This window comes from Virgibacillus kimchii, assembly GCF_055379185.1.
Genome location: NZ_AP043951.1, coordinates 1,644,812 through 1,660,680 on the forward strand (window position 1 = coordinate 1,644,812; position 15,869 = coordinate 1,660,680).

Below are 15,869 nucleotides of genomic sequence, written 5' to 3' on the forward strand. Positions count from 1 at the left end.
ACAAGGGTATAATCTAAAGTCCCATGTAATAATCCTGGTAAAAATTTTACCCTTATTATCTGCCAAAAAAAGACTTCAGTCCAAGTTTAATCATAACATTACATCAGGAAACTTGACAACTTCTTTGAAGCAGAGGAACGGTTCTTTCTTTGCAAAATGTTGAATTTTGCTACTTTATCGTCTTCTTCATTTGAATTTTTCCAGAAGCTTTCGGCAGCTTTTCCTTCTCCATTCTATGGAGAACATCGGTAATTCTCCTATTTGTAGCTGCAATGATGTTCACAAGTTGTGTGATTGTATCCTCCTGCTGTTTCACTTTTCTTACCAGATTATTTATTGTCCGTCGATCTTCCGGCAACATAATAATCCCTCCCAGGACTTTTATCATAGTTATAGCACACGTCTGCATATCGGTCGAATCACTGATTTTTTATTTTCCAACATTATATAATTGGAAATAGAGGTGAATTTAAAAGTTGAAGCGTATTATATGAAAGAAAATGGATAATCTCAAGGAGGTAATAACCGCAAAATTCAATTTCGGCTCTTCGTTCGACAAAATTCAAAGTCCGACGGTTGCCAAGTATTTTTCACAGCCTGTTAAAGTCTATATTCTAAAGTTCTTCCTCCCATGATAAATATTCAAATAACAAACCAAAACAGCATGCAATGGTTAAAAAACCTTCACATGCTGTTTCTATATATGTTATATTTCCTTATTTCACTTTAATTTAGGCATTCGGCTCTATCAAGCCGTATTTACCATCTTTCCGGCGATAGACAACGTTAGTGTCCCCGCTGGTAGCGTTTGTAAAGACATAAAAAGCATGACCCAACATGTCCATTTGTAAAATTGCCTCTTCAGAATCCATTGGTTTTAAATTAAACCTCTTTGTGCGGACGATCTCGATTTCATCTTCCTCGGATTCTTCCTGTACCGCTACAGCTTCCTTTTCCAATTCGGCAAATATATGTTTAGGCGCGCCTTGCTGCCTGAATTTGCGATTTACTTTTGTTTTGTATTTACGGATTTGTCTTTCCAATTTGTCAACTACTAAGTCAATGGCAGCGTAAAGATCAGTATGCTGTTCTTCACCCCGCAACAACAGATTTGTCATCGGAATAGTGACCTCTATTCTCTGCTCATCATTGTAGACACTTAAATTAACGTGAACATCTGAAGCTGGTGGTGTGTCAAAGTACCTTTCCAATTTGCTTATCTTTTTTTCTACGTAATCCCGTAATGACCCAGTCACCTCAAGATTTTCACCACGAATGTTAAATTTCATTAAAGTGTCCTCCTTTCATCTTATACTTATATTATACTACGTTTCCGCCTATATTTCCTCCCATAACTACGATTTTCCTATGTCATTTCCCGCTAAAAGGGGGATAAACGTGTATATAGCACCTTTACAGTACGTTAATTATTTTTACACTTTTTTTATATTTAACGGAATGAATATCTTATTACTTTTTACTGTCCATGAACATTCCATCTGTATTCTGCATACTGGAATACGGATTAATATAAGTTCGATTTGATCTTTTTTGCTTCTTCACGTTTTTTAATTCCGATTTCAGTGTGTCGTGCAGCCATTGCATTTTAGTCTGGACCTCTGTATTTAATGAGATCAATTTTTTTCCCAACTCTTTTTCCTCCATGGTATACGGTGGATGGAGTTGATTGATATACGCCGCTCGCTTTTCCACAAGTACATTTGTCTTTTCAATAATTTCTGCTCTGTTTTTATCCGTTATCTCCTGGTTAAGCACATGTTGGAGTTCCACTGTCAGCTCATACACCGTTTTGACGCGGTTCATCAAACCTGTGCCCCTTGGAAAGTTTGCTGTTGCCTCGATTTTATAATAACCTGCTTCCACGTATCTCTGAATTCCACTGCAAAGCCCAATACTTCCTCCAATAAAGCAGGGTCATTTTTTATATTTGCTTCCTTCAGCTGATATTGCATGTATTCATACAGTGGGAGGATTTGTTTGGATATTTCCACTTTTTGATCCAGCGTAAGCATCAATTCGCTAATAATATTTTGTGCTTTTTGGATATTCGTGTTTTTCGCTTCATAATGATTGGCGTCCATCTCTTTTTTTGCTTGTTTTATAAATTTAATACAGCCATTATATAACATAAGTGTTAGTTCGCCGCCGGAAGCCGTGTTCACCGCGTTATTCTGATAGGTTTGATATGGGTTATTTACCGCCATGATACTAATTCCACTCCCTTAACAATATTTGCTTATCTCTACCCTTTTACTTTAACCTGGTTACATACCTCCGCCAAACTGGGACATTAACTGGGCCGACTGCTGATTCATTCGGGATATTGCCTTCTCCATTTCTGTAAATTGGTTCCAGTATCTCGTTTCCACTTGCACCAGTCGCTGTTCAAATGCAGAGATACGATCGTTTATTTCGCTCATTCGTTTTCCTAATGTATAATTCTCCAATGAAGGTGAATTGCTATTGCCTGCACGGTTTCCGATTTGCGACATTGTGGAATCGAGCGCATCTTCCAGCCGGTTCACAATCCCTCGGCTTGCACCATCATCACTATTGAAAAAAAGCTTTTGCACATCATCCGGATTTTGCTGCAGTGCTTCCCGCAGTTCTCCCTCATCCACCGTCAGCTTTCCGCCGTCCATATAATTGGATGACGTGGTGATCCCTATTTGTGTTAAAGAAGTAAATTCTCCATCGGTATCCACGGAGGAGTACCAGCTTTGCCGCATATTGAATAAACCATTTGTAATGACGGATTCTCCTTTTAAAATTCCGCTTTTCGCCCGTTCTTCCCACAACTCAATCTCACTTTCGCTCATTTCCTCTTTTTGTTCATCTGTCAAAGGAGGATAGTCCCGATGACGTTCCTCGCGCTGTGATTCATTCAACGTTTCGACGACTTCATTATATTTATCAACAAAGGCCATAATTTTCTCAAAGGATGATTCCGTATCATTGGAGACGGTTATTTTGGCATTCCCTTCCGTAACATTATTAAATTGGAAGTTGATTCCGTTCAGCTGATAGGAATTTGTCCTGGACTCCATTGTCAGACCACTGTTATTGTATTCGAATTGAGCGTTTTCTCCGCCCTTTTCTTCACCGGTAAGCTTTAATACTTCAGTAAAAAATGCATTATCCTCATTAAAACCGATTTCATTACCACCGAATTCGTCGGTTGTGTTATAATTTCCGGTTCTTGTAGTTTCCATTATAATTTTATCGGTTCCTCCATCATAAAAAGCCCGTACATGATTATCGTCTGTATTAATTCTTCGCAGTACATCATTCAGTGTGTCGTTCTCATTTACCGATACTTCATGTGTCTGTTTTTCACCATTTTCATCAAATGTGTAAAAATGATATGTCTTAAATTCAAACCCGTCACCTAACTTGTCTGCCTGTGATCCCAACGTTTTATCAGGGTCAATCCCAATATTCCCCTGGCTCACGTTAATCGCAGAACTTGCCAGCTGTGTAACTTTTAAATCATATGCACCATCGGATGCACTCGTGGTAGCTGTTGCTGTCACAGCCCCTTCCTGTGAGGATGTGGCATTTTTGGAATGATATGTATGACTCATCTTCATATCGAGCATCATATTATCCAACTCCGACAGTTTCTTGTTAATTTCCCGGAAGCCGTCCCGCTGCCATTCCAGCATTGTCCGATCCTGCTGCATTTTATTCAGCGGAATTCTTTCAGCATCCATCAACTGGTTCACTATTTGATCTACATCCATTCCTGTTGCCAAACCGCCAACCCGCATCATTGGATCTCACTCCTCTATATTTTTTCGTCGATTAAAATTCCCATGAATTCCAGCATACCTGCATACATATCCAAGAATTGCTTAGGTGGGATCTCTCTAATCGTTTCTTCTGTCATCGAATTGACGACAGTAACGTAATATTCATCCAATTTTTCATGTAACTCAAATTTCAAATTCGTCCGCAATGGTTCCATCAGGTCATTTATCTTTGTTACTACTGTTTCTACTTTCTCCCTACTGATTTCCAAATCTTTATGTAAATCGATATCTTCTTTTATCCGTTCTTTTATCGGCGTTTTGTTTTCAAACATTTCCGAAGTTCGCCCTGCTCCAACGACTCCCTGCATTTCATTTTCCAATCGCATCGCTTGCACCCCTCACCATCCGATTTATTCTTTATATCGGCATAAGTCCGGGAAATATAAATGGGGTTAATGTAAAAGGTTATGATACAGTAACATTTATTTTTGCATAGAAACAAAAAACCACTATGTCACAAGAGACAAAGTGGATACTTTCTAATCCTCATTTTTGTTTTTCGGCAGGACCTCAAGCATATCCAAGGAAATATTTGCCGCTTCATTGTTTTCTTTCTGAATGGCTTCATATATTTCTTTTCGATGAATATCAAATGATTTTGGTGCGTGAATGCCCAGTTTGATTTGATCTCCTTCTATTCCAAGCACTTTAATTTCAATGTCTTCACCAATTTGGATGGACTCATTCTTTTTTCGCGTTAAAACAAGCATTGTTATTCTCCCTCCGCTCTGCGGGAATGCTGTGGTGCAATTGCCGCCCTTGTCGGATAGTCATCATTATTGATGATATATTGTTTCCCCCGTTTGCTTACAGGATTGATAATAATTGGTGCTTTTAAATTTAGTGTGCTTTCCTGAAAAGGTTCTTTGATCGTGACAATCGTTAGCACAACCACTTCATTTTCATTATGTATTTGAAGCTTATCCAGCAAATGATCGTCCAAGGTAAATGTGAAATTCGGATAAATCTGATGCGGGTTAGTGACAATAAAAGCCGTGCCCGGCGATGTGACAGATTGCAAAATATGAAAACCGGCATTCCCGGGGATGTCCATGAGAATAAACGCTGTTTCCTCATTAAATCCGGGGATCCCTTCAGCAAACTGGATAATATTCGATTGTTCTATTTCTGCTTCACCTAAATATTTTGTTTGTATCTTCATCATAGCGGCCGCTGGAAACCCCTGCATTCAAGCACGGGAAGGAAAGCGACCTTCCCTCCTTCATCTATAGTTTTTGTTTATTTTAAATACAGCCATCAAAACATTCGTGCTATATTCTTCTTTCCTCGTCCAGGCTAAAATACGCTTCATACTGTCTTAATCATCAGGATAGATGAAATCAATGTTCAAGGACTGATGCTGTTTCATACGGATATCCACAGAACCGGTTTCATAATCCATTTGCGGGTTATTCGTGTTTACTTCTATCACCGGCTTATTTAGTTGCACATCTATGTTAACCTCTGATGGCTGGTAATCTATTTTTACCGAAAAAGGAGAAGGAATAAATGTAATCCCCAATGGTTTTCCCGATTTCCGGCTATTGGCAGCTGCCTGTGCAACGATTGGGTCTCCTTCCCTTTCAATCATCATTAATTCCCTTCCCTGTGCTGCTCTTCTTGCAACCCCATCCTGCACCGCCTGTAAACCTTCCTCGGCAAATTTTTCATTTCGCCTTGTAATATGCATCAGATTCATGTCTTCCCAGGCTTGTGTTTGATCTATCTGCAATTTGGCAGGAGTGGTTTTCAAAGATACTGAAGCTGCGGGCTGTTGAATGGTCATTTCCGCTTTTGGCTGTTTTATGTACTGTTTTGCAGCTGTCTGCTGAATCTCGATCTGCGCCATTTGGGATTCCAGCCGTATTTGTGGAATTTTCATGTACAGACCTTCCTTCTGCGCATTTATTTTTGAAAAACTCATAATTGCTCGTCTTTAAGTGAATGTGTCAGTTTCTCTTATATTTAAGACTTAAAAATTTAACTTCCCTGATCACTTCTCTTGGACGAGGGTTAAAGCAGTTCCCCGCCCAACCATAAACATTTGCTAACATTTTATACCGTGTAAAAAAACCCTTCACCCCGGAACAAAGGGCAAAGGGTGGTGGGGAAGCAATTAACGTAAAAAGTCAACCAGGGATGGCTGAATAATCCGGGAACCGGCAGACAATGCAGCACGGTGGAGACTCTCCTGGGTAATAAGCTTCGTGATTGCCTCTGCATAATCAATATCCTCATTATCAGACATTGTCTTTGTAGCTACAATTTCCTGGTCAGCCAGTCTGTTTTCCACCAACTCCAGGCGATTCATCCGTGCACCGAGATCTGCTCTCACATTAATTATTTGATTAATGCCCTGGTCAAGCTCTTCCATGCTATTTTCTATACCCGGTTGATCATTCTCTCCCAATGCATGAATAAATTGATCGAGCTTGCCGAATAAATCATCTCCGAATACGTCCTCCGGATTTACATTTGCCTGCAATTTCATTCCCCCCGCTACTTCAATGATAACTTCACCATCATCCGGTTGAAAATTATCACCTTGAAAAGGAGAAGCATTCGTATCTGCACCATTAAAAATATACTTCCCATTTACATTCGTATTTGCAATGTCAATTAAATGGTCTTTTAACTGTTCGGCCTCTTCCTTTATGTTTTCCCTTTCCTGGTCATCATAAGTATCATTGCTTGCCTGTACTGCCAATTCACGAAGCCTTTGCAATGCCTGGGTTGCTGTATTTAATGCCGCATCGGTATTATCCATCCAATTATGGACTTCACTCGTATTGCGCTGGAATTGCTGAATTTCCGACACTTGGCTTCGGTAATTGATCCCTTTCATGGCAACAACCGGGTCATCGGATGGGCGGTTTATTTTTTTGCCTGTCGTCAATTGATCCATATATGTATTCATATTGGCATTGCTGTTTGACAAATTTCTTAACATATTATTGGAAAGCATGCTTTGAGTTATCCGCATATCTTAATTACCTCCCTACCAATCCCATATTGTTGATGATCCGGTCCAACAGTTCATCCATTGCCGTCATGCTTCTTGCTGATGCATTATAGGCATGCTGAAATTTGATCATATTGGACATCTCTTCATCCAGAGAAACCGAACTGACGGACATACGCTGATTTTCCACCTGGGAACGGAGTATCTCCGTGTTGTTTGTCATTCGATTTGCTTCCTGCGCAGCGACACCAAGCTCACCGATCATAGATTGGTAAAAGCTGTTTACCGACGTGTTTTCACCCAGCGGATTGCCATCTAAATTTTTATTGTTAAACACAGCGGCCAATTCGGAAGCATTGGCACCATTTCCTGCAGCGCCATCAGCGCTGGCTGCTATCCTTTCAGGTTGATCCAGAATATCCTGTTCAACGGTAAGTCCGCGGGCTCCTGTTAATCCGTCTTTATATGTAAAGAAAGATGCTCCCTGATCTCCATCCAGGTTATAACCGTTTTGATGCACTTCATTAAAAGCAGAGGCAAATGCATTGGCCATCTCATCCAAATTGGCAAGCATAGACGTGTAAACGCCTGTTCCCTCCTCATTTTCTTCCATATTATGTCCGTAAGCCTCAATCAGCCCTCCAAGGGAACCGTTGGAGGCGAGTATGTCAAATGCTTCTCCATCTGCAGTTACACTTGTCACTTCATTGTAAGGTCCGTTACCGTATGCTGCTTCAAGTTCATACACTGTTCCCTCTCCAGGGTTTCCATTCACTAACATGACAGGGGGTTCAAATTCCCTTCCCTGATTATTAACCACTTCAATGGTTGCGAGACCCTTTGCAATGTCCGGGGAACCATCCCCGCTTTTTTCATAAGTCACCTTTATGTTCATCATGTTCGATAAATCATCAATTAACCGGTCGCGTTCATCGTATAAATCATTCGGCAAATAACCGTGCGGCTCCAGTTGCTTTATTTGCTCATTGATATTGTGGATCTGGCGCATAGTCGAGTTCGCATCAGACACCGTTGTATTAATTTGGTTCTGCAAATCTGTGCGAATGCTTGATAAGGAATCCCCCAAATAATTAAATGTCTCACCAACCGCAAGTCCACGCTGGGCAACAACTGACCTGGCACCAGAATGATCCGGACTAACCGCAAGATCCTGAAGTGATTGCCAAAATTGATCCATCGTATGCGACAACCCACTTTCCGATGGCTCGTTCATTATATTTTCCATACGTCCCAGTGCATCAGACATTGCTTCCCAATATCCTGACTTGCCGTTCTCTGCACGAAACTGATTGTCGAGAAATTGATCGCGGAAGCGCTCAATGGATCCGGCTTGTACGCCCGTCCCCATTTGACCCGGCATCTCCGGACGGTTTCTCGCACCGGCAGGATACGGGCTCGTTGTCTCAAAGTTCACTCGCTGCCTCGTATAACCTTCCGTATTTGCATTGGAAATATTATGACCTGTTGTATGTAAAGCCGAGCGCTGTGCAAACAAAGCCTGCTTCGCCATCTCCAAACCGTGAAATGTACTCATATGTAAACCCCTTTATGCGTTATAAACACCGGAACGATTCACCAGTTGCCGAATCTTTTTAGATATAGACCGTCCCGGCTGCAACTGTACTGTATTAAGCTCTGGAATAATTTATTTACGGAAAAGAAATTGATACCTCTCCCGGACATCCGTGAAAAGTTTTTCAGGAAATAACCTGCTGTCTTTGTATCTCTTCAAATACACTGAAATGCAGACCGTCCCGTTATTTCATGCCTGGGAATCAAAAACGGAGTGTTGGACGGTGGGGCCCGTTTGTTTTTGTTTTCCGTAGTTCATTTCTTTTAAATCCGGGTTCACCATTCCCATTGTCAGCTGGACAAATTTCATGGACTGGTTTAACAGGGCCTGATTCAGCTCTTCCTGCTGTTTCAGCTTCGTAATGAGCTCGGTTAATTGGATCGTAGTCCGTCCTAATTGATCCCTTTCCATAGGATTCTTGATCACTTCCAGCATGTTGGTCAATGTTGCCTCACGGCTGTCCCGCCTGCGCAGAAACCATTCCTGCACTCCGGCCTGACGCTTCTCTTCCGCCTGTTCCAACAGCCGGGCTTCTTTTCTTTCTTTCACCAACAACTTCTGCAACTCTTCGATATTTCCGTCTATAATAACAGCTGTCTTTTGTTCCGAAATAGCCAGCAGACGTTCATGGTATTGTATCAATTCATCCACTGACCCGATAATTTCTTCTATGGACATAGTTGTGTCCCCCTTTTACTGCCTGGACCAGAAATCAATCATCTTCTCTGCAGTTTTTTCATAGTTGATTTCATATTCACCTGAATCTACCTTATCCTTAATCTCCTGAATGTACGCTTCCCTTTTCGGGTCAGCTTTGTCATTTTCCAACAGCTTTTTGGCCTCATTGGATATTTCAATTTGATCCTGTTTCATGCCTTTCTTCAGGTCCTTTTGTTGTTGAATCTGGTGTTTATAAGGATTGAAATTTGTTTGATTCGGACCATTAATTTTCATTATTTCACCTCAATTTCTTTCCGCCGACTGTATGTATACTTTATATCGGCATACTTCCTCTTCTTGTAAAGTCATTAATCAAACATATAATAAGTTTTTTTCTTCGCTTCTTTTTCCCGCTTTTGCTGATTTTCATGAAGCTCAAGATCTGCCTTTAATTCTTTGGAACAGCTGCTGCATAACCGGCCCTGGTCAATTGGTTTCCCGCATTTCTCGCAAGGATAACGCAACCTTGGAAACCGGGAGGTGAGCAATCGTTTTTCTTTGATGAATTTGATGATCCATGCTTCTTCCACACCAGTGGCTTCCACAATTTCCGCCATCGTTGCTTCCCGGTTTTTCTGTTGGCGCATGTATTGGTAAACTATGTTAAACGCATTTTCTTCTTCTTGATAGCAGCTAGGGCAAATATCCCGAATTCCTTTTACAAAAACAGCATCACATCGAGCGCAATTGGCCAGTTCCGCCATGATGATCCCTCTTTTCATCTTTTAATTATAACACAACAGCGGCTAACCCCGAATCAATGTAAGACTAAAAACTTCAGGTGTGCCATGTTCCTTTAGTAAAGCCGCTGCATGCCGGATGGTAGTACCTGTCGTATATATATCATCGACAAGAATGACCGTTTTTTTAATGGTTTTGACGAGGGTAAATGGATTATCGGCAAAGATTCGTTCATTCCGCGTCTTTTTTGACTGCTTTTCCCCATGGACTCTTTCCAATGCTACAACTGTCCGACCCGGTAAAAATGCCGCCAGCATTTCCGCCTGATTAAACCCGCGTTCCAAAAGCCTTTCCTTACTCAGCGGAATTGGCACAATGACAGGGTTCCTTTTTTTAAAATGCCGTGAAAATGCATCGAACAATGGCTGTTTAAAAGCCTCCCCAAGCTGATAATCTCCCCGGTATTTCCATTTGGCAACCATTTCCTGCATCAAACCATTATAGTCATAGATGGAATGATTATATGCCAATACATCCTTTTTCAAATGCTGCTGCCACCAAGCACAATCCCTGCAAACCTTATCCACTGACATTCGGCTGCACCGCCGGCAACGCCTCCCATGCAATTTTTCCAGCATTCCTGCACACTGCTCACAAAGCGGCTTAGGTTTAAGGTGGAGGATGATGTTTTCCCAGTTCATGTTCGGAATAATTTCCTCAAAACACCATAGGCAATGCATGTTAACGTCCTCCTCCCCGCTTATTCATTTGCTTAATCGCATCAATCGCCTGTACCATCGCTTCTGTTTTCCCTTCATGAAAAAATACAACTTCCCCAGTCGGATCATCTGCACTCCTTCCTGCGCGGCCGGCAATTTGTACAAGTGCTGCTTCATCAAACACTTCATGTCCTGCATCTAATATGGCTACATCCACCGAGGGAAAAGTTACTCCCCGTTCCAGGATGGTAGTTGTAATAATCACCAACAGCTCTTTTTCCCTGAATTTAATTACTTTTTCCGTTCTGTACGGATCGTCCGCATGGACTGCATCCACTTGATTTCTATTTTTGATGAATTTCGCCTGCAAAAGAGATTTGGAGATATTCCCCAGCAGGTTTTCTGCTAAAGAAATGGTAGGAACAAAAATGAGCAGCTGCCTTCCCGGATTCTTCCGTTGCTGCAGCCAGGAAGTAAATACGGCAGGTGTTGTGCTTTTTTGTAAGTTCTTTTTCAATGAAAAGCTCACTTTCATTTGCGGTACAGGTAAGGGATGGCCATGATAGCGGACAGGAACAAAGATATGAGGGAGCTTTTTTCGACGGATGAGTGACTTTTGCTGTTTTCGTGGGGTGGCGGTTAAATAAATGGTTGTACTTTTGGGTTTTTTTGCTCGTTTGGCGGCAAAGGGCAAGGAACGGTCTGCATGAAAGGGAAAGGCATCAATTTCATCGATAATCATTAGGTCGAATGCATCCCGATAGCGCAGTAATTGATGTGTCGTTGCAATAAGGAGTTGCGCACTGCCGATCTTCTCTTTACTTCCACCGTATAAAGCCTGGACATCAACTGATTGGAAGGCTTGCTCTATACGCGGTTTCAGTTCCCTCACCACATCGGCCCTCGGGGAAGCAATGCAAATCCGCATCCCCAGTTTTAATGCTTCAGTAATACCAGGAAAAAGCATTTCTGTCTTCCCTGCCCCGCAAACAGCCCATATAAGCAATTCTTTTTCGTGATGTTTCAAGGCTGTAACAATTCGCTCTGCCGCCCGTTGCTGCACGTTGGTCAAATCTCCTTTCCATGTACAGGGGCTTTCATGCATAGGCCATAACGCTTGCTCTCCGGACCAGGCATAAAGGGGCTCACATGTCATAACCCGCCCCATTTGAATGCATTTGCGGCAATACAGATGTGTTTTTTGACATAACTGACAAGGGATATCGGCAAAAAACCTGCGCTCTTGGTTTCCGCAGCGCTGGCATTGAGGCATGAAGTTTTTTCTGATGATTGATTGGATTGGGATAAAGTGATTTGCAGACAGCATTTGTTGAAAGGTATTTTCATCTAGGGGGATTTCATTTCTGAGGAGTAGCTTGCCTGAAAATTGCCGTGATGGCTCGTTCCTTTGTATTTCAACGTCTTTGTCCAAACCATTTCCTCCTTTTCGATCGGAAATGGGAGGTCCGGAACTTCCAAACCTCCTGGGCATTTATTCGTGTGAGGTATATTAATCGAGAATTCTCCACTGCGATTACGATGCGGTTTTATTTTACATACCAGCTGACACCAAGTGCCCCCTGACCGACATGTGTGCCGATCACCGGTCCGAAATAGCTGATGGACGTGTCCATATCAGGATATTTCTCTAAGAATTCCTTTTCCAGTTCCACCGCTGCATCCCTGTCATTTCCGTGTATAAACACGACGTTCAGCGCCTGTCCCTTTGCTGCATCCTCTTCCAGTAATCCCATAATCCGGTTGATTGCCTTTTTGCGGGTGCGTATCTTTTCAAAAGGAACAATTACTTTATCAACAAAATGCAGCACCGGTTTTATTTGAAGCAGACCACCTACCATAGCCTGGGCACTGCTGAGCCTGCCTCCACGTTGCAGGTTGGTTAGATCGTCCACCATAAAATAAGCCCGTAAGCTCTTTTTCATTTCCTCCAGCCGTTTGATGATTTCCTCCGGTTTATGACCTTGTTCCGCCAGCTTGGCAGTTTCCAGCACGTAAAAGCCCTGAGCCATACAGCTGATTTCAGAATCGTAAGGATAAACCTCAATGTCCTCCACCATTTCCCCGGCACTGACTACTGCCTGATATGTACCACTGATCCCACTTGACAAATGGATAGAAACAACCGCATCGTATTCTTTGGCAAGTTCCTCAAACTTTTTCGTCACATATCCTACAGACGGCTGGGAGGTTTTAGGTAGTTGGCTGGATTCCTTCATCTTTTGATAGAATTCTTCGGTAGTAATGTCCATCTCTTCTCTGAATGATTCGTCTTCAAATACTACGCTGAGCGGAACCATATGAATACCATGCGCTTTCCTGACTTCTTCGGGAATGTATGCTGTACTGTCCGTCATTACAGCTACTTTCATCGCTTCTTCACCTCTCTATAAAAAAATTGTCATTATTTATATGATTTCGTATAGCAAACCAGTCAGCTATTATTTTACATGAAACGATGAAAAAATGCACTACTGATAAAGAAATAAGAAAAAAGCATGCACGCTTCGTCTTCCCTGACGTCAGCGGAAGGGAAAGGAGGCTAGACAGCAGAAATCTTTTTAGGGGGAGGGAATTTCCAAGGAATATGGGCCATCCTTCGTGGGTATGGACGTTTTCTCGGGGATATGAGCGTTTTCAGGGGATATGAGCGGATTTTTTGGGTTATGGGCGGTTATCCTTAGGTATGAGCGCTTTTCCGGGGGTATGGGCGAATTTATGAGTTTATGGGCGCTCTCCCAAGGATATGAGCGATTCCCCGACGTTATGGGCGATCCTACGGAAATATGAGCGAATTTATGAAAATATGAGCGCTTTTCCAAGGATATGAGCGATTCCCCGACGTTATGAGCGATGCTACGGAAATATGGGCGAATTTATGAGTTTATGGGCGCTCTCCCAAGGATATGAGCGATTCCCCGACGTTATGGGCGATCCTACGGAAATATGAGCGAATCCCCGACGTTATGGGCGCTCTCCCAAGGATATGAGCGATTCCCCGGAAAAAAGCGAGGTTTCCAAATCCAGCGCAAAGCCAAGTCTCTATTTTATAGCAACAGCCTCATTACCGCAAGTACTCACCTCCATGTTACATGCAATTTTACTCCTGCCGCTGTATCCTAAATATCCCTGATTTTTACACAAAACAAAGGAACATACAAATGCCATTGAATCAAGGGACGCATTGTTATGTTCCTTTGTTATCATCTAAATGATTCTTCTGTACACCTACATACAACAGAAGAACCATCCTCCATATTCACCTAGCCTACTTCCACCCAGCCTTTTCGTATGGCGGATACTACAGCTTGTGTTCTGTCGTTAACATTCATTTTTTGCAGAATGTTACTGACATGGTTTTTCACTGTTTTTTCACTGATATATAATGTTTCTGCCACTGCGCGGTTGCTCTTTCCGTCTGCCAGCAGCTGTAAAATCTGGCATTCTCTTTTTGTGAGGAGATGGAGCGGCTTTTGAACCTCCATTCCATTTTCCCCGTAAACAACAAAGTTCTCCTTTGCAAGACGGCGGTATTCCAGTACAAGATTATGGGTTACTTTCGGATGCAGGTAAGAACCGCCTTCACTCACAACTTTAATGGCATCAATAAGTGCCTCTGAATCCATTTCCTTCAGTAAATAGCCCTGGGCCCCGGTTTTCAGTGCATGGGTGACATAGCTTTCATCGTCATGAATGGACAAAATAATCACTTTCGTATCAGGGAAGTACCTGACTAAATCCGCAGTTGCCTGCACCCCGTTAATATTGGGCATATTTATATCCATCAGGACTACATCCGGCTTATGTTCCTTTACCAGTTTTGCAGCAACGGAACCATCGTCTCCTTCAGCCAGCACTTCAAAGCCTTCTTCCAAATCAAGAATTCGTTTTACCCCTTCACGAAATAATTTATGGTCATCAATTAAAACAATTCCTACTCGTTTGTCTGCCATTTGTACTTCCTCCAAATTTTGATTCTATTTCCTATTAACCTAAGATGATAGATATCATATTTCCTGCTTTTCTCTTTATCTGTTTATTTTCTGTTTTATATTTATAGATTGGCTGAATCCGTAGATATGCGGCACAAATGCAGTTCCGGATTATGTATGCTGGTATGGAACCTGAATAAAAATCATCGTACCTTTACCCGGTTTGGAATCGATGCTGAATTTGCCTTCCAGCATCTCCACCCGCTCACGCATTCCAATTAATCCAAATGACTTGTCCCTTTTTATCGTAGGATCAAATCCTTTTCCGTTATCCTTGATGAGCATGGATAAATTTTCCTTGCCGATCTCCAGCTTTACGTCTATTAATGTTGATTCCGCATGTTTCACAGCATTTTGCACTGCTTCCTGAATCAGACGGAAAAATGCAACTTCATATTTTTGGTTTAAACGTTTTCCTTCCCCTATTGGTGTAAAATTAATCTCTGTGTCATTATAGTCTGCAATCGTTGTGACATATTTTCTGATGGTTGGTATTAAACCGAGATCATCCAGAGCCATCGGTCTCAGGTCGTAAATAATCCGACGAACTTCGTACAACGAGGAACGAATCATTTTTCGTACGCTTTTCATTTCGGTAAGCGCCTGATCTACATCATTCTTCCGGAAAGACATTTCCACCAGTTCTGAGCGTAGCAGAATATTGGCAAGCATTTGGGCAGGCCCGTCATGAATCTCCCTTGAAATCCGGCTGCGTTCTTCCTCTTGCGCTTCAATTATTTTCAGACCGAATTCCTGTTTTTCCTTGGCATCCTCTATCATTTCATTTACCTGTCTAAAGTCATCGTGCAAATAATTCAGGATGACGGAAATTTTCCCTGCCAGTCCTTCTGCCCGTTCAATTGTCTGGCTTAAGGAAATCAGCCTTCTTTCCAGATCATCGCGCTTTTCGCGCAATGCATTTTCTTCCTGCCGCATGACTGCAAGCTGTGTCTGCATGGCATGTGTTCGTTCATAAACCGACCTGACATCCGTTTCCGAATAACGATCGAAGTGTCTACTTACTTCAGCTAAACGTTGCCTGGAGTACCTTACTTTTTGCTCGAGCTGATCACCATCCTCAATATGTTTTGCAACCTTTACTTTGGTGATTTTTAATTCGCGAACAAGGTGCTCATGTTCTTTGCGCGCTTCTTCACTGATATTAAATATTTCATCTTTGCTGTTTTCTACTACTTCTATCATGTCGTTGATAATAAAATCCAGTGCCGACTCGCTGATTTTTTTCACCATAGCTTCTCCACCAACCTATGATATAATTATACGGGCATTTACCATTTTTTTATAGGGTCTTTCTGCATATTATATGAATTTTTCTTCTATTACTTTGTA

The 15,869-nt window shown here is 42.0% G+C and carries 19 protein-coding genes; all 19 read right to left on the minus strand.

Translation table 11 applies throughout. The features are described from left to right. Positions 1–169: 169 nt before the first annotated feature. On the minus strand, positions 170–361 hold the full coding sequence (locus ACZ42C_RS08300; RefSeq protein ID WP_461182863.1) for a hypothetical protein: 192 nt from the start codon (positions 359–361) through the stop codon (positions 170–172). 370 nt (positions 362–731) lie between these two features. After that, on the minus strand, positions 732–1,289 hold the full coding sequence (hpf, locus tag ACZ42C_RS08305; protein ID WP_461182864.1) for a ribosome hibernation-promoting factor, HPF/YfiA family: 558 nt from the start codon (positions 1,287–1,289) through the stop codon (positions 732–734). A gap of 181 nt (positions 1,290–1,470) precedes the next feature. Beyond that, entirely contained in the window at positions 1,471–1,824 is a 354-nt protein-coding gene (gene fliT / locus ACZ42C_RS08310) for a flagellar protein FliT (protein WP_461182865.1), read from the minus strand. After that, positions 1,824–2,225: a flagellar export chaperone FliS gene (gene fliS, locus ACZ42C_RS08315; RefSeq protein WP_461182866.1), complete on the minus strand. Its 402-nt coding sequence runs from the start codon at positions 2,223–2,225 to the stop codon at positions 1,824–1,826. Before fliS ends, fliT begins: the two co-directional genes overlap by 1 nt. A 60-nt stretch (positions 2,226–2,285) precedes the next feature. Further along, positions 2,286–3,794 carry a flagellar hook-associated protein 2 gene (locus tag ACZ42C_RS08320; protein WP_461182867.1) on the minus strand — a complete coding sequence of 503 codons (1,509 nt, stop codon included), beginning with the start codon at positions 3,792–3,794 and terminating at the stop codon, positions 2,286–2,288. A 14-nt stretch (positions 3,795–3,808) separates the two neighbouring features. Next, positions 3,809–4,159, minus strand: coding sequence for a flagellar protein FlaG (gene flaG, locus ACZ42C_RS08325; RefSeq protein WP_461182868.1), 351 nt, complete (start codon positions 4,157–4,159; stop codon positions 3,809–3,811). A gap of 153 nt (positions 4,160–4,312) precedes the next feature. After that, the gene (csrA, locus tag ACZ42C_RS08330; RefSeq protein ID WP_461182869.1) at positions 4,313–4,543 is read right to left on the minus strand and encodes a carbon storage regulator CsrA; all 231 of its coding nucleotides are present in this window, start codon (positions 4,541–4,543) and stop codon (positions 4,313–4,315) included. A gap of 2 nt (positions 4,544–4,545) precedes the next feature. After that, entirely contained in the window at positions 4,546–4,998 is a 453-nt protein-coding gene (fliW, locus tag ACZ42C_RS08335; RefSeq protein ID WP_464891346.1) for a flagellar assembly protein FliW, read from the minus strand. A 153-nt stretch (positions 4,999–5,151) separates the two neighbouring features. Beyond that, positions 5,152–5,715 carry a DUF6470 family protein gene (locus ACZ42C_RS08340; RefSeq protein ID WP_461182871.1) on the minus strand — a complete coding sequence of 188 codons (564 nt, stop codon included), beginning with the start codon at positions 5,713–5,715 and terminating at the stop codon, positions 5,152–5,154. A 234-nt stretch (positions 5,716–5,949) separates the two neighbouring features. Beyond that, positions 5,950–6,816 carry a flagellar hook-associated protein FlgL gene (gene flgL, locus ACZ42C_RS08345; RefSeq protein WP_461182872.1) on the minus strand — a complete coding sequence of 289 codons (867 nt, stop codon included), beginning with the start codon at positions 6,814–6,816 and terminating at the stop codon, positions 5,950–5,952. A 7-nt stretch (positions 6,817–6,823) separates the two neighbouring features. After that, on the minus strand, positions 6,824–8,350 hold the full coding sequence (flgK, locus tag ACZ42C_RS08350) for a flagellar hook-associated protein FlgK (RefSeq protein WP_461182873.1): 1,527 nt from the start codon (positions 8,348–8,350) through the stop codon (positions 6,824–6,826). A gap of 228 nt (positions 8,351–8,578) precedes the next feature. Then, the gene (locus ACZ42C_RS08355; RefSeq protein WP_461182874.1) at positions 8,579–9,067 is read right to left on the minus strand and encodes a flagellar protein FlgN; all 489 of its coding nucleotides are present in this window, start codon (positions 9,065–9,067) and stop codon (positions 8,579–8,581) included. 15 nt (positions 9,068–9,082) lie between these two features. Beyond that, positions 9,083–9,343: a flagellar biosynthesis anti-sigma factor FlgM gene (flgM, locus tag ACZ42C_RS08360; protein WP_461182875.1), complete on the minus strand. Its 261-nt coding sequence runs from the start codon at positions 9,341–9,343 to the stop codon at positions 9,083–9,085. Positions 9,344–9,417: 74 nt separating this feature from the next. Next, positions 9,418–9,813 (minus strand): TIGR03826 family flagellar region protein, encoded by a 396-nt coding sequence (locus ACZ42C_RS08365; RefSeq protein WP_461182876.1) that lies wholly within the window; start codon positions 9,811–9,813, stop codon positions 9,418–9,420. Between the two features lie 42 nt (positions 9,814–9,855). Then, positions 9,856–10,383: a ComF family protein gene (locus ACZ42C_RS08370; protein ID WP_461182877.1), complete on the minus strand. Its 528-nt coding sequence runs from the start codon at positions 10,381–10,383 to the stop codon at positions 9,856–9,858. 148 nt (positions 10,384–10,531) lie between these two features. Next, entirely contained in the window at positions 10,532–11,572 is a 1,041-nt protein-coding gene (locus tag ACZ42C_RS08375) for an ATP-dependent helicase ComFA (protein ID WP_464891347.1), read from the minus strand. 484 nt (positions 11,573–12,056) lie between these two features. Further along, positions 12,057–12,899: a DegV family protein gene (locus tag ACZ42C_RS08380; protein ID WP_461182879.1), complete on the minus strand. Its 843-nt coding sequence runs from the start codon at positions 12,897–12,899 to the stop codon at positions 12,057–12,059. A gap of 891 nt (positions 12,900–13,790) precedes the next feature. Beyond that, the gene (locus tag ACZ42C_RS08385; RefSeq protein ID WP_461182880.1) at positions 13,791–14,480 is read right to left on the minus strand and encodes a response regulator; all 690 of its coding nucleotides are present in this window, start codon (positions 14,478–14,480) and stop codon (positions 13,791–13,793) included. A 150-nt stretch (positions 14,481–14,630) separates the two neighbouring features. Continuing rightward, on the minus strand, positions 14,631–15,770 hold the full coding sequence (locus tag ACZ42C_RS08390) for a sensor histidine kinase (protein WP_461182881.1): 1,140 nt from the start codon (positions 15,768–15,770) through the stop codon (positions 14,631–14,633). Between the last annotated feature and the right edge of the window lie 99 nt (positions 15,771–15,869).

Bases quoted from the DNA above. Each gene is read 5' to 3' on its own strand.
- ACZ42C_RS08300 (WP_461182863.1), bottom strand. From the start codon at position 361: ATGTTGCCGGAAGATCGACGGACAATAAATAATCTGGTAAGAAAAGTG.
- hpf (WP_461182864.1), bottom strand. From the start codon at position 1,289: ATGAAATTTAACATTCGTGGTGAAAATCTTGAGGTGACTGGGTCATTA.
- fliT (WP_461182865.1), bottom strand. From the start codon at position 1,824: ATGAACCGCGTCAAAACGGTGTATGAGCTGACAGTGGAACTCCAACAT.
- fliS (WP_461182866.1), bottom strand. From the start codon at position 2,225: ATGGCGGTAAATAACCCATATCAAACCTATCAGAATAACGCGGTGAAC.
- ACZ42C_RS08320 (WP_461182867.1), bottom strand. From the start codon at position 3,794: ATGATGCGGGTTGGCGGTTTGGCAACAGGAATGGATGTAGATCAAATA.
- flaG (WP_461182868.1), bottom strand. From the start codon at position 4,159: ATGCGATTGGAAAATGAAATGCAGGGAGTCGTTGGAGCAGGGCGAACT.
- csrA (WP_461182869.1), bottom strand. From the start codon at position 4,543: ATGCTTGTTTTAACGCGAAAAAAGAATGAGTCCATCCAAATTGGTGAA.
- fliW (WP_464891346.1), bottom strand. From the start codon at position 4,998: ATGATGAAGATACAAACAAAATATTTAGGTGAAGCAGAAATAGAACAA.
- ACZ42C_RS08340 (WP_461182871.1), bottom strand. From the start codon at position 5,715: ATGAAAATTCCACAAATACGGCTGGAATCCCAAATGGCGCAGATCGAG.
- flgL (WP_461182872.1), bottom strand. From the start codon at position 6,816: ATGCGGATAACTCAAAGCATGCTTTCCAATAATATGTTAAGAAATTTG.
- flgK (WP_461182873.1), bottom strand. From the start codon at position 8,350: ATGAGTACATTTCACGGTTTGGAGATGGCGAAGCAGGCTTTGTTTGCA.
- ACZ42C_RS08355 (WP_461182874.1), bottom strand. From the start codon at position 9,067: ATGTCCATAGAAGAAATTATCGGGTCAGTGGATGAATTGATACAATAC.
- flgM (WP_461182875.1), bottom strand. From the start codon at position 9,343: ATGAAAATTAATGGTCCGAATCAAACAAATTTCAATCCTTATAAACAC.
- ACZ42C_RS08365 (WP_461182876.1), bottom strand. From the start codon at position 9,813: ATGGCGGAACTGGCCAATTGCGCTCGATGTGATGCTGTTTTTGTAAAA.
- ACZ42C_RS08370 (WP_461182877.1), bottom strand. From the start codon at position 10,383: ATGTCAGTGGATAAGGTTTGCAGGGATTGTGCTTGGTGGCAGCAGCAT.
- ACZ42C_RS08380 (WP_461182879.1), bottom strand. From the start codon at position 12,899: ATGAAAGTAGCTGTAATGACGGACAGTACAGCATACATTCCCGAAGAA.
- ACZ42C_RS08385 (WP_461182880.1), bottom strand. From the start codon at position 14,480: ATGGCAGACAAACGAGTAGGAATTGTTTTAATTGATGACCATAAATTA.
- ACZ42C_RS08390 (WP_461182881.1), bottom strand. From the start codon at position 15,770: ATGGTGAAAAAAATCAGCGAGTCGGCACTGGATTTTATTATCAACGAC.